At 60.8% G+C, this 12,448-nt stretch carries 13 protein-coding genes; all 13 read right to left on the reverse strand.

What is annotated here, in order from left to right; translation table 11 throughout:
• Positions 1–9: 9 nt before the first annotated feature.
• Positions 10–1,059 carry a beta-N-acetylhexosaminidase gene (gene nagZ / locus F7R19_RS20630; protein WP_061957908.1) on the reverse strand — a complete coding sequence of 350 codons (1,050 nt, stop codon included), beginning with the start codon at positions 1,057–1,059 and terminating at the stop codon, positions 10–12.
• Complete coding sequence (gene acpS, locus F7R19_RS20635) at positions 1,056–1,493, reverse strand: holo-ACP synthase (protein WP_150981826.1); 438 nt, start codon at positions 1,491–1,493, stop codon at positions 1,056–1,058. The genes nagZ and acpS overlap by 4 nt, the downstream gene beginning before the upstream one ends.
• Positions 1,490–2,272 (reverse strand): pyridoxine 5'-phosphate synthase, encoded by a 783-nt coding sequence (gene pdxJ / locus F7R19_RS20640; protein WP_150981827.1) that lies wholly within the window; start codon positions 2,270–2,272, stop codon positions 1,490–1,492. Before pdxJ ends, acpS begins: the two co-directional genes overlap by 4 nt.
• 27 nt (positions 2,273–2,299) lie before the next feature.
• Entirely contained in the window at positions 2,300–3,184 is an 885-nt protein-coding gene (recO, locus tag F7R19_RS20645; RefSeq protein WP_061957919.1) for a DNA repair protein RecO, read from the reverse strand.
• A 5-nt stretch (positions 3,185–3,189) separates the two neighbouring features.
• Positions 3,190–4,128: a GTPase Era gene (gene era, locus F7R19_RS20650; protein ID WP_061957905.1), complete on the reverse strand. Its 939-nt coding sequence runs from the start codon at positions 4,126–4,128 to the stop codon at positions 3,190–3,192.
• Positions 4,125–4,895, reverse strand: a complete 771-nt coding sequence (rnc, locus tag F7R19_RS20655; RefSeq protein WP_061957904.1) for a ribonuclease III — start codon at positions 4,893–4,895, stop codon at positions 4,125–4,127. Before rnc ends, era begins: the two co-directional genes overlap by 4 nt.
• 4 nt (positions 4,896–4,899) lie before the next feature.
• The gene (locus F7R19_RS20660; RefSeq protein WP_150981828.1) at positions 4,900–5,292 is read right to left on the reverse strand and encodes a DUF4845 domain-containing protein; all 393 of its coding nucleotides are present in this window, start codon (positions 5,290–5,292) and stop codon (positions 4,900–4,902) included.
• A 55-nt stretch (positions 5,293–5,347) separates the two neighbouring features.
• Positions 5,348–6,247, reverse strand: coding sequence for a signal peptidase I (lepB, locus tag F7R19_RS20665; RefSeq protein WP_150981829.1), 900 nt, complete (start codon positions 6,245–6,247; stop codon positions 5,348–5,350).
• Between the two features lie 49 nt (positions 6,248–6,296).
• A complete protein-coding gene (gene lepA, locus F7R19_RS20670; RefSeq protein ID WP_150981830.1) occupies positions 6,297–8,090 on the reverse strand; it encodes a translation elongation factor 4 in 1,794 nt (597 codons plus the stop codon).
• A 249-nt stretch (positions 8,091–8,339) separates the two neighbouring features.
• Positions 8,340–9,827 (reverse strand): DegQ family serine endoprotease, encoded by a 1,488-nt coding sequence (locus tag F7R19_RS20675; RefSeq protein WP_150981831.1) that lies wholly within the window; start codon positions 9,825–9,827, stop codon positions 8,340–8,342.
• Between the two features lie 126 nt (positions 9,828–9,953).
• Complete coding sequence (locus F7R19_RS20680; RefSeq protein WP_150981857.1) at positions 9,954–11,036, reverse strand: MucB/RseB C-terminal domain-containing protein; 1,083 nt, start codon at positions 11,034–11,036, stop codon at positions 9,954–9,956.
• An 8-nt stretch (positions 11,037–11,044) separates the two neighbouring features.
• Entirely contained in the window at positions 11,045–11,701 is a 657-nt protein-coding gene (locus F7R19_RS20685) for a sigma-E factor negative regulatory protein (protein ID WP_150981858.1), read from the reverse strand.
• A 106-nt stretch (positions 11,702–11,807) separates the two neighbouring features.
• Entirely contained in the window at positions 11,808–12,407 is a 600-nt protein-coding gene (gene rpoE, locus F7R19_RS20690) for an RNA polymerase sigma factor RpoE (RefSeq protein WP_061957898.1), read from the reverse strand.
• Positions 12,408–12,448: the final 41 nt, after the last annotated feature.

Below are 12,448 nucleotides of genomic sequence, written 5' to 3' on the forward strand. Positions count from 1 at the left end.
GCCCTTCATTCACGCAATCAGTTCGAGTTCCTTCAGAAGGCGCTGGGCGGCGCGGTACTCGCCTTCCTGCTGCAGCTTGTTCCAGTCGAGCGGCTTCTTGCGGCCAAACAGCTTGCGGATGCGGCGCTGCGAGGTCTTGTCGATCGACACGTCGAGTTCGCTCAGCAACTGGTCCGCCCGATCCGGATGATTGCAGATCAGCACCATATCGCAGCCAGCACTCAACGCGCTATGCGCCGCCTGCGTCACGGTTCCCGCCACGCTGGCGCCTTCCATGCTCAGATCGTCGCTGAAAATCACGCCTTCAAACCCGAGTTGCGCACGCAGGATGTCCTGCAGCCAGAAGCGCGAAAAGCCTGCCGGATTCGGGTCGACCTTCGGGTAGATGACGTGCGCCGGCATCACTGATGCTAGCGCCTGCCCCATCCAGTCATACGGGCGGGCGTCATGCGCCAGGATTTCGTCGAGCGTGCGCTCGTCGACCGGAATCGCCACATGGGAGTCTGCCTCGACGTAGCCGTGTCCCGGGAAATGCTTGCCGCAATTGGCCATGCCAGCCAGCAGCAGGCCGTGCGTCAAATGATTGGCGAGCATCGTCACCACGCGCGGATCGGCATGAAAGGCGCGATCGCCGATCACGGCGCTGCGCCCGAAGTCCAGATCCAACACCGGCGTGAAGCTCAGATCGATATCGCACGCACGCAGCTCGGCCGCCAGCACATAGCCGCAGGCAATCGCCGCCTTGGTGGCCAGCAGCACGTCACGGTCCCATAACCCGCCCAGCCGCGCCATCGCCGGCAGATGCGTAAATCCATCGGTCTTCGCACGCTGCACGCGGCCACCCTCGTGGTCGATGCAGATCAGCACGTCGTCGCGCACTTCGCGAATCGCACGCGTCAGTGCGGTCAGCTGGGCTCGCGATTCGAAATTGCGCGCAAACAGAATCACGCCGCCGGTCAGCGGATGCGCGATACGGCGCTCGTCTTCAGCGTTGAGCTGCTTGCCGACAACATCGAGCACCACGGGGCCCGGGCGCTTGCCCGACACTTTCTTGTTCATATCGATTCGGTTGAAACAGGTTCAGATGCCAGACCGGCAGCGCCGATCCGCTCCGCGATCGCGAAGGCAACCGCATATTCATGTTCATCACTGACACTGACGCGAATGGTGAGTCCGCGTTCCCTCACCCAGTCCGCCAGTTCACCTGTGCACTGCGGGGTGGGCTCGCCGGAGGGCAAGTTCAGTAGCTCCATCGCGCGCCATGTCATCGGCCAGCGCATGCCCAGGCCGATCGCCTTGGAAAAGGCTTCCTTTGCCGCGAATCGCGTCGCCAGGAATGCCAGGCCGCGCTTTTCCGAGCGAGCCTTGCGCGCGTGGTAAATCTTGAGCTCGCGCGGGCCCAGCACCTTTTCGGCGAAGCGTCCGCGCGTGCGATCCATCACGCCCTGCACGCGATCTATCTGGATGATGTCGGTACCGACGCCGTAAATCACGCCGATTGTCCAGGGACTGGATAGCGCGTGCCAAGACGCGCCGCAACCATGATGGCCTTCATCTCGCGCACCGCATTTTGCCAACCGGCAAATACCGCATGGGCGACGATTGCGTGGCCGATGTTCAGTTCCTTGATGCCCGGAAGCGCGGCAATGCGCTGCACGTTGGTGTAGTGGAGGCCATGACCGGCATTCACGATCAGGCCATGTTTCTGGCCCGCATCGACACCTTCGGCAACCCGCTGGAATTCGGCATCCTGCTCTTGCGCGTCTTGCGCATCGGCATAGCGACCGGTGTGGATTTCGATGACCGGCGCTTTGCACGCCGCGGCGGCGGCAATTTGCTCGGCATCGGCATCAATGAACAGCGACACGCGGATACCGGCGTCCGCCAGCTGGCGGCAGGCGGCGCTGACCTGTTCGAAATGGCCGACCACATCGAGGCCGCCCTCGGTCGTCACCTCGGCGCGCTTTTCTGGAACCAGACAAACGTCCTGCGGCTTGATGCGGCAGGCGATGTCGAGCATTTCGGACGTGATGGCGCATTCGAGATTCATGCGCGTCGCCAGTTTCGGCCGCAATGCATGTACATCGGCATCGCGAATATGGCGGCGGTCTTCGCGCAGGTGCAGCGTAATCAGGTCGGCGCCCGCTTCCTCTGCCTGGAGTGCGGCCTGGATCGGATCCGGATAAACCGTGCCGCGCGCATTGCGCAGCGTGGCAACGTGATCGATATTGACGCCAAGGTCGATGACCCCGGGATTCGCGTGGAAGATCATGCCGACTTACTCAAAGGATTTCGGGAATCAAAGGTATTGCAGATCCATCAGGATCTGCCGCGTTTTCAGCGGCTCGCCCTGCAGATAATAATGCAGCAGAAACCGCATCAGGGCACGACTTTGCGAGACGGTCTGGGCGCGTGCGTAGTCGTCCTGCGCCATGTCCAGCAAGGTCTGACCCGACACGACCGGCCAACTGGACGGATCGCTGCCCTGGGCGCTGCGCACGCCCCGCTCGGGCTGATATACGTAATCGCGCCCCGGCTGCACGCGCTCGCCGGTGTTGGCGCACTGGTCGAAGGCCACGGCGAATCCGGTTTCCTGCAGCAGCACGCGCTCGAAGCTGCGCAATGCGAGACTGGCCGCCTCGCCGTGCGCCAGGCGCGTGAGCGTGATCATATAGTGCTTGAACAGTGCTGGATGCGCGTCTTCGCGCGGGCAGAAGCGCAGGATCAGCTCGTTCAGATAAAAGCCGGACAGCAACGCATCGCCCGCCAATGGCAGCATGCCGCCAACGTACTCGGCCTTGGTCAGCGTCTTGACCTCGCCGCGGCCGGTCCATGACAGGGAAATCGGGTGGAAATGCTGCAACACCGCGCGTAGCGCCGAATGGGGACGCTTGGCCCCCTTTGCGACCATCGCCATGCGGCCGTGGTCCCGCGTGAACACATCCAGAATCAGACTGGTTTCGCGATACGGATAGGCGTGCAGGACAAATCCGGTCTCGTTCGTGACGCGCAGTTCGGACCGCGCAGGCACGATCCGCATCGCGCGGTCCATCATCTCGCGCCCGGCGGCAACCGCTGGATTGAGCGTCGACACCGAACCCGATCCCAGCACTTCAGCCGCTTCCTCGGCAATTGGATCGACGCTGCGCGCACGCGGCGCGGCAGCGCGGCGCACGTCAGGCATCTTGCTCACTCGTAGCCGTACGCGCGCAGTCCGGCCTCGTTATCGGCCCAGCCGCTTTTGACTTTGATCCACATTTCCAGGTAGACCTTGCCGTCGAACAGCTTTTCCATATCGAGCCGTGCTTCGGTGGAGATCTGCTTGAGCTTGCTGCCCTTGTTGCCGATGATCATCGCCTTGTGCGCGTCGCGCTCGACGAGGATGGTGGCAAAGATACGACGCAGGCGCCCTTCGGTTTCGAATTTGTCGATCACCACGGTGCTGGTATAAGGCAGCTCGTCGCCCGTCCAGCGGAAGACCTTCTCGCGAATGATTTCCGAGGCGAGAAACCGTTCGCTGCGATCGGTCATCGCGTCGACGTCGTACATCGGCTCGCCCTCGGGCAGATACGGCCGAATGATCGCCAGCAGCCGCTGGATATGATCGTGCGTCTTGGCCGACATCGGCACCACTTCCGTGAACGGGAAGCGCTGCCCCATCTGCTCCAGGAACGGCATCATGACTTCGGAGCGGCCTTCGCCGATGCGGTCGAGCTTGTTGCACACCAGCAGCACCGGCGTGTTCTTCGGCAGCAACGCGAGCACCTTCTCGTCGTCGGCGCCGAAGTAGCCGGCCTCGACGACAAACAGCACCACATCGACCGACGAGAGCGTCGATGTCACCGCGCGGTTCAGCGAGCGGTTCAAGGCGCTGGCATGGCGGGTCTGAAATCCGGGCGTATCGGCGAACACGAATTGCGCATCGTCGGTAGTCTGAATGCCAACGATCCGGTGCCGCGTGGTTTGCGCCTTGCGTGACGTAATGCTGATCTTCTGGCCGACCAGCGCGTTCATCAGCGTGGACTTGCCGACATTCGGACGACCGACAATAGCCACGGTGCCACATCGGAAATCCGTGACACCGGAGGGTTCCGCCGCTTCCTGCTGCGGTGGGAGAGATTGGGTCATTCCTTCAACCTGAGAGACAACTGGGGATCTGGTGGCACCGGCTGCTTGCGCGTCTTGCCGGTGCGTTCGGCGCGACTGCGCTTGAGCAGTTGCGGCACGAGCTTCTGAACTTCTTCCAATGCGAGCTTGGCGGCCGCCTGCTCGGCAGCGCGCCGCGACGCGCCCGTGCCAAACACGCGTACTTCCAGTTTAGGCACGATGCACTCGACTTCAAATTGCTGACTGTGCGCCGCCCCGTGCGTGGCAACCACGTTGTATTGAGGCAGGGCGATCTTGTGACCCTGCAGATACTCCTGGAGCAACGTCTTGGCGTCCTTGCCGAGGGTGCGCGGGTCCACCTGCTCCAGAATCGGGATATACAGCTTGCGGATCAATCCACGGGCGGCATCGAATCCGCTGTCGAGAAAGACCGCACCCACGATCGCCTCGAGCGCGTCGGCCAGGATCGACGGGCGACGGAATCCGCCGCTTTTGAGTTCGCCCTCGCCGAGCCGCAACGAATCGGAAAGCTGCAGCATCTGGGCGATCTCGTAGAGCGCCTGCTGCTTGACCAGATTGGCCCGCACGCGCGACAGATCGCCCTCGTCCAGCTTTCCGAACATGCCGTACAGCATGTCCGCCACCGCGCAATTCAGAACCGAATCGCCCAGGAATTCCAGACGCTCATTGTGCTGCGCGCTATGACTGCGATGCGTGAGCGCCTGCTGCAGCAATTCGGGCTTGCTGAATCGGTAGCCGAGACGTTGCTGCAAGGCGTCGAGGGTCATGTCTTTACTGCGTTCCCGTATAGGTAATCAAAAAACTTAACGGACCATAGATCTGGACTTCGGTCCGATATTCGAATCCGATGGCTCGAATCCGTCCGGACTCGTCTTCCATCACATCCAGGTCTTCGCCCTTGATCGAGTGAATATTGTCGATCTGGGCCTGCTTGTCGAAATTGGCGGCGATTTCCTTGCGGTTGCTCGAACTGTCGCGCGCATACGTCACCGCACGTTTGACAGAAAAATACTCGAGCATGCTGGGCAACGATTTCAGCCCCGGCAACACCACCGCCAACACAATGGCAATGACTACCAAAAATGACCACAAGGAAAAGCCATGTGCATTTTTAGACACATAGACCCGGGCTTTTCCCCTGCTTCCCAAAAACTGCTGACCCATATTGCGCCTGCCCTCTTTTGATGAGTGTTTTGCGCCGCGCAGTGTCGCCGGATTTTTATTTGAACGACCCCACGCGCCCGAAATTGCCCAGGTTCATCCAGATCAGGAACGCCTTGCCAACAATGTTTCCGGCTGGCACGAAGCCCCAATATCGGGAATCCAGGCTGTTGTCACGGTTATCACCCATGACGAAATAGTGACCCTCCGGCACTTTACATGTCACGCCCTGCTGATTGTAAGTGCAGTTCTCGCGGAATGGAAAATCGGGATCCGCGCCTGCCACAAAAGCGGGACGCTCGACATCGTTCAGGATGCCATGTTCCGGACCGCCTGGCAGCTTCTCGGTGAAATGCTTCGAATATGCCAGGCGCTCTTCGTCAAGATAATCGGGCAGCGCGCTATACTCCGCCGGCTTGCCATTGATCGTCAGCTTTTTGTTTTCGTAGCGCACCACATCGCCAGGCACCCCGATCACGCGCTTGATGTAATCGAGCGATTCGTCTTTCGGGTAACGAAACACCATGACGTCGCCACGCTGGGGATCGCCAACGTCGATGATCTTCTTGTTCAGCACCGGCAAGCGAATCCCGTACTCGTATTTGTTCACGAGAATGAAATCGCCAATCAGCAGCGTCGGGATCATCGAGCCGGATGGAATCTTGAACGGTTCGACCACGAACGAGCGCAGCACAAACACTGCCAGGATCACGGGGAAGAAGCTGGCCGAATATTCCAGCCACCACGGTTGCCGCAGTTTTTCTTCGGCCAGCTTGGCACGGGAACGATCCAGTTCGGCGCCGCCCTGCACGTTCGCCAGATTCTGGCGCTGCGCATCGAACTCGGCCAGCGCCAGGCGCGCAACGCCACGCCTCTGACGTTCGAACACGAGCTTGTCTGCGACCCAGGCAACGCCCGTAATGACCACCAGCACAAAAAGGATCAGTGCAAAATTCATAACGGCTATCGAAGGATGTCGAATTGTTGGTATCGCCGGAACTGCGCGCTTATTTGTCGTCCACCTGCAGGATCGCCAGGAACGCTTCCTGCGGGATTTCCACGGTGCCTACCTGTTTCATGCGCTTCTTGCCGGCCTTCTGCTTTTCCAGCAGCTTCTTCTTGCGCGAGATATCGCCGCCGTAGCATTTTGCCAGCACGTTCTTGCGCAGCGCCTTGACGTTTTCACGCGCGATGATGTTTGAACCGATTGCCGCCTGGATGGCCACGTCATACATCTGACGCGGAATGATCTCGCGCATCTTGGCAGCCACCTCGCGACCGCGGTATTGGGAATTGGATCGGTGCACGATCACCGACAGCGCATCCACCTTGTCGCTGTTGATCAGAATATCGACCTTGACCACATCGGACGGACGATACTCCTTGAACTCGTAATCCATCGACGCGTAGCCGCGCGAGACGGATTTCAGGCGGTCAAAGAAATCCATGACGATTTCCGCCATCGGGATCTCGTAGGTCAGTTGCACCTGCTTGCCGTGATAGCTCATATTGATTTGCGAGCCCCGCTTCTGCGTGCACAGAGTGATCACGGAACCCACATAATCCTGCGGCATATACAGGTTCACGGTGACGATCGGCTCAAGGATCGCCTCGATCTTGCTGGGATCGCGCATCTTGGCCGGATTCTCCACCGTCACCATGGAGCCATCGCGCAGCTGGACCTGATAGACCACGGTCGGCGCCGTCGTGATCAAGTCCATGTCGAACTCGCGTTCCAGACGCTCCTGCACGATTTCCATATGCAGAAGGCCCAGGAAACCGCAACGGAAACCAAAGCCGAGCGCCTGTGAAACCTCCGGCTCGAACTGCAGCGAAGCATCGTTCAGGCGCAGCTTTTCCAGCGACTCGCGCAGTGCTTCGTATTGATTCGATTCCACCGGATACAAGCCGGCAAACACCTGCGGCTTGACTTCCTTGAAGCCCGGAAGCGGTTCTTCTGCACGACGCGCGATCGTGGTGATCGTATCGCCGACCTTTGCGGCCTTCAGTTCCTTGATGCCTGCGATCACGAAGCCAACTTGCCCGGCCGTCAGCGCATCGCGCTGGACAGACTTGGGCGAAAACACGCCGACCTGTTCCACCAGGTGCTGGGCGCCGGTCGCCATCAGCAGGATCTTGTCCTTGGTGCGAAGCGTCCCGTTGACCACGCGCACGAGCATCACCACGCCCACGTAGTTGTCAAACCACGAGTCGATAATCAGCGCCTGCAACGGCGCCGTAGCATCGCCCTTGGGCGGCGGCACCTTGGCGATCAACGCTTCGATGACATCTTCCACACCCTGCCCGGTCTTTGCCGAGCACGGTGTCGCATCGCTCGCGTCAATCCCGATGACGTCTTCGATTTCCTGCTTTGCGTTATCGGGGTCGGCCTGCGGCAAATCGATCTTGTTGAGCACCGGCACCACTTCCACGCCGAGTTCAATCGCGGTGTAGCAGTTGGCAACGGTCTGGGCTTCAACCCCCTGCGACGCATCCACGACCAGCAACGCACCTTCGCACGCCGACAGGGAGCGGCTGACTTCGTAGCTGAAGTCCACGTGTCCCGGTGTGTCGATCAGGTTCAGATTGTAGATTTCACCGTCGCGCGCCTTGTAGCTCAGCGCAGCCGTCTGTGCCTTGATGGTGATGCCGCGCTCTTTCTCAATGTCCATCGAATCGAGCACCTGCGCTTCCATCTCCCGATCGGACAGCCCGCCGCAGCGCTGAATGATCCGGTCGGCCAGGGTGGATTTGCCATGGTCGATGTGGGCAATGATCGAGAAATTACGGATATGGTCCATCTAGTGTTCTGGGAGACGCCGACGCTGCCCAGCGAACCAGGATGGCGCGGGAGCGGCAAAAAAGGTGGGGCGCATAACTTGCGCCAATCCGCGATTTTACCGGATTTTCAAGGACTTCCGGCGTGCGAATGTTGTCAGGCGACGCCCGCGGCGACTCGCCAGGATGGCGGGTGACGCACCCGCTCAAAAACAATCGCGCCGGAGGAGGTCCGGCGCGATCGATGGACGACTAATTTGCAGAATGCGACGTCAGCGCGTCTGAGGGCGCAAGGTCAGAACCTGCGTGGCGTCGCCACGCCGGACGAACACCGCCGCCATCTTGCTCTTGTCCAAGCTCTTTACCAACTCGTTGAACTGCCGCGCACCGGTTATGTCGGTATCGCCAACACGAAGAATGATGTCGCCCGGTCGAATACCGGCGCGAGCGGCGGGACCATCGGCAGTATCCACTTCGACGCCGGACTTGACCTTCAGCTCGCGCAGGCGCGCTTCCGAAAGATCGTTGACGATCAGACCCAGCGCGTTCGGTTTTGTCGCCTGCTGCTGCTCTTCGCTGCCATTGCCGCGGCGCTCGCCCTTGCGTGCCGCCGTCTTGGCGCCATCCGGCTCGAGTTCGGTCACGGTAATGGGCACTTCGCGCGTCTGGCCCTTGCGCCAGACCTGCAGCGGCACACGGGTGCCGGGCTTGGTATCGCCCACCATCCGCGGCAGATCCGAAGCCTTTTCGATATCGCGGCCGTTGTACTTCAGGATGATGTCGCCCGCCTCGATGCCCGCCTTTTCGGCCGGCCCGCCCGGTTCGACGCTGCCCACCAGTGCGCCGCGCGCACGGCCAAGTCCGAGCGAGTCAGCGACTTCCTTGGTCACGTCACCAATCGCCACGGCGATCCGGCCGCGTGTCACCTTGCCGCTGGCCTTCAGTTGCTCGGAGACGCGCATCGCCTCGTCAATGGGAATCGCGAACGAAATCCCCATGTAACCGCCGCTGCGACTATAGATCTGCGAGTTGATGCCGATCACCTCGCCGCGCAGGTTGATCAGCGGACCGCCAGAGTTGCCCGGATTCACGGCCACATCAGTCTGGATGAACGGCAGATAATCGCCGGTGTCGCGGCCCTTGGCCGAGACAATGCCCGCCGTCACACTGTTGTCCAGCCCGAACGGCGAGCCGATCGCCAGCACCCATTCGCCGGGACGGATCTTGTCCGAATCTCCGAGTGCCAGACGCGGCAGGCCAGTCGCTTCGATCTTCAGTAGCGCCACATCGGTGCGCTTGTCCGAGCCGATCAGCTTGGCCTTGAATTCACGCTTGTCCGGTAACGTCACATAGATGGTCTCGGCGTCCGCCACCACATGCGCGTTGGTCATGACATAGCCATCCTGGCTGATGATGAACCCCGAACCGACGCCGCGGCTTTGCTCCTCGCCCTGCGGCGGCTGTTGCGGCTGACCGCGCCGCGGCGGCGTGGGCATGCCCGGCATCGGCACGCCGAAGAAGCGACGGAAGAATTCCGCCATCTCGTCATCTTCAGGCGAGTTGCCACGCGAGCGAATACGTTCAGTGGTTCGAATATTGACCACTGCGGGACTTGCCTTTTCGACCAGATCGGTGAAATCGGGCAAGTTGTAGTTGGCGGCAGCCGCCTGGGCATGGCCCAGTTCGGAAACGGCCGGGCCGAGCACAAGCATGGCAACCATGACCATGGCACGCGCCAGGGCTGGAGATCTGGAAATCATCAACGAACTCCCGGGAGAAATCTGCGAAAAACGAATGCTTCGCGGCGGGCGGGACGCGGCTTGCGAAGCGTCATGTCCAGTGGCCGGCGCGGGACTCGACATCCCCGCCGTCACACCCGAATCTGTTCAGTGTACTGTCTTGGGAGGCGGCCGATACTCGACGCCAGCCGCAAACTGCTTGACCGTTGCGGCCGGCACTTCACCCACCACAGTTATCCAGAAATCGGCGACCCGGCGCACCACGACCTGTGTGGCGCCAAGCGACGCGATGCCCTCGCGACGCGTGCGTTGCTCGGAAACGGGCTCGATGAAGACGGACAAGCCGGTCAGGCCATCGCTGTAGACCACCTGCAATACTTCGAACACACCAGCGGGCTTGCTGCCCTGTGCAGGCGCCCGTAATTCGCCAAGCGGCCGGCGGACCTCGCGGATCTTCTGGAAGCCCTTGATCGGTGTATTGATCGCCCAGCCTTCCTCCACAATGTTTGCGGGCTGGTAGGTGACCTCGTAGTGATTCCAAGAGCTTGCACTCTTGATCGCGCCGAGAATGCGCTGCTTCTCCGACGGCACGCCAATGTCCACTTGCGAGAACGCGACCTGCTCAAGCACCTTGCCGTTTTCGCCAATGGTCTGCGCGCGCATCAGCAGGCCGGAATTCTTGTCGGCCCATAAGCGGACCGCGTAACGGGCCGAGTCGTGAGGCTCTAGCGCGAACACTTCGCATTCGACGCCAGCGACACGTTCGCCGGGCAGCTTGCGCATGTCGTACAGATCCAGCACATCGCCCTTGTTGGTCGCGAGCAGCGCTGGGAAGCGATCCTTTGCCTCCTGCTTCTCCACGACGACGAGCTTTGCCTCGGGAATCAGACTGTGCACGACATCGTTTTGACGCAGTACTTCACGCGGCTTGCCGTCTAGGGTCTCAAGGCGTTCGTACTCGTTGTGAACGAGATCGCTGTAATGCTGGATGCGCGAGGCATGCATAACGCTGCCGCGCTGATAGATCAAGGTCCCGACGTAGTTTTCGCGTTGCGCCGCACGGTGGATCTTGTTGAGCCACGCGGTGGCGTCGCGGCGGGTCAGCGTATCGTCAGACGGCTGCGCTGTGGCAGCGGCAGCAGTCAGACACAAGGCCAGAAAAAAGGACCTGCGCAGGCCCTTCCTTCCGTGTACGTCCGCTACGTTGGCGGACGACCGTCCTTTATGCATGTCCGGCATTATTCCTGCGAATTATCCTGGGAGAAATTGGCGCCGTTGGCCACCGCCCGCATGGTCGGCACAAACGCATCCGTTGCAACAGAAGTACGATGGGCGCGCAGGTATTCATCGAGCCGCGGATCCCGGATCATCTGCGCATTGTCAGCAGAAACCGTCAGGATCCCGCTCGCCGCCGGCGCGGCCTGCATACCGGCCTTCAATGGCGCTGCGGAATTCTGCTCGACACGGGCCACGATGGCATCGGGCGCGCCTGCGTCGCCAGGACCGCGCATCTGCGGCACCACGACCCAGCTCACCGCCGCAACCGCCGCCGCGATGGCCGTGCCGGGAACGACACGACGCACCCATGACGGACGGACCAGCAAACGATGACGCCCCGCGGCGGCCACCGCTGGCACGAGCACGTGGGGCTCGGCATCGAGACGCGCGGAAAAGCGGGAAAGAAAATCTTCAGTCGAGCCAGCGTGCGTGAGTTCTTCGGAACGCAAGGCGTCACCGATCAACTGGTACATCGACCATTCGGCCATACCGGCATCGCCCTTGGCATGTCCGATCGCCGCGTCGACTTCGTGCGCAGCCAATTCGCCATCCACCAGAACAGAAATCTGTTCCGCCGCTTCCATTACATGAACCGACTGCTTATGAGCCTGACCCATTTCCAACCCCAAGAAATTCCATTGAACACCGATAAATCCCGTCTCTACCGCTTGTCGTTTATCGATGCAGGAATAGGCTGCAACGCTGGCTGCACGACATTCTCACTTACCACCGCTTTCCCTCTGCCGTTCCCAGCAAGGGCCGCAATTTGTCGGCGATCGCTTCGCGCGCCCGAAAAATTCGCGAACGCACCGTACCGATCGGGCACCCCATCGCCTCCGCGATCTCCTCGTAACTGAGACCTTCGATCTCGCGCAGCGTGATGGCAGTGCGTAATTCTTCCGGCAATGCCTCCATCGCGCGGTTCACTGTATCGGCTACCTGGCGCGTGTGGAGCATGGACTCCGGCGTATTGATATCCCTTAGTTGCTCACCGTCCGCAAAAGTTTCAGCCTCTTCGGCATCGATGTCACTCGACGATTCCGGGCGGCGCCCCTGCGTGGCAAGGTAGTTCTTCGCGGTGTTGACGGCAATGCGGTACAGCCACGTGTAGAAGGCGGATTCACCCCGGAACTGGGGAAGCGCGCGGTAGGCCTTGATAAAGGCATCTTGCGCCACATCCTCCACCTCTGCGGGGTCCCGGACAAGGCGCGAAATCAGGCGAATGATCTTGCGGTGATACTTGGTCACCAGCAGTTCAAAGGCCCGCTTGTCGCCCTGTTGGACGCGTTCAACTAGAAGCTGATCGGCTTCGCGCTCGCTCACGAATGGTTCACCTGCTGCAGTGTATCTCTTGGTTTTGTCGT

Source organism: Cupriavidus pauculus (assembly GCF_008801835.1).
GTDB lineage: Bacteria > Pseudomonadota > Gammaproteobacteria > Burkholderiales > Burkholderiaceae > Cupriavidus > Cupriavidus pauculus.

Coding starts and splice junctions, on each gene's coding strand:
- recO (WP_061957919.1), bottom strand. CDS start 3,184: ATGCCTGACGTGCGCCGCGCTGCCGCGCCGCGTGCGCGCAGCGTCGAT.
- lepA (WP_150981830.1), bottom strand. CDS start 8,090: ATGGACCATATCCGTAATTTCTCGATCATTGCCCACATCGACCATGGC.
- nagZ (WP_061957908.1), bottom strand. CDS start 1,059: ATGAACAAGAAAGTGTCGGGCAAGCGCCCGGGCCCCGTGGTGCTCGAT.
- F7R19_RS20685 (WP_150981858.1), bottom strand. CDS start 11,701: ATGGGTCAGGCTCATAAGCAGTCGGTTCATGTAATGGAAGCGGCGGAA.
- F7R19_RS20675 (WP_150981831.1), bottom strand. CDS start 9,827: ATGATTTCCAGATCTCCAGCCCTGGCGCGTGCCATGGTCATGGTTGCC.
- lepB (WP_150981829.1), bottom strand. CDS start 6,247: ATGAATTTTGCACTGATCCTTTTTGTGCTGGTGGTCATTACGGGCGTT.
- pdxJ (WP_150981827.1), bottom strand. CDS start 2,272: ATGATCTTCCACGCGAATCCCGGGGTCATCGACCTTGGCGTCAATATC.
- F7R19_RS20680 (WP_150981857.1), bottom strand. CDS start 11,036: ATGCATAAAGGACGGTCGTCCGCCAACGTAGCGGACGTACACGGAAGG.
- rnc (WP_061957904.1), bottom strand. CDS start 4,895: ATGACCCTCGACGCCTTGCAGCAACGTCTCGGCTACCGATTCAGCAAG.
- era (WP_061957905.1), bottom strand. CDS start 4,128: ATGACCCAATCTCTCCCACCGCAGCAGGAAGCGGCGGAACCCTCCGGT.
- F7R19_RS20660 (WP_150981828.1), bottom strand. CDS start 5,292: ATGGGTCAGCAGTTTTTGGGAAGCAGGGGAAAAGCCCGGGTCTATGTG.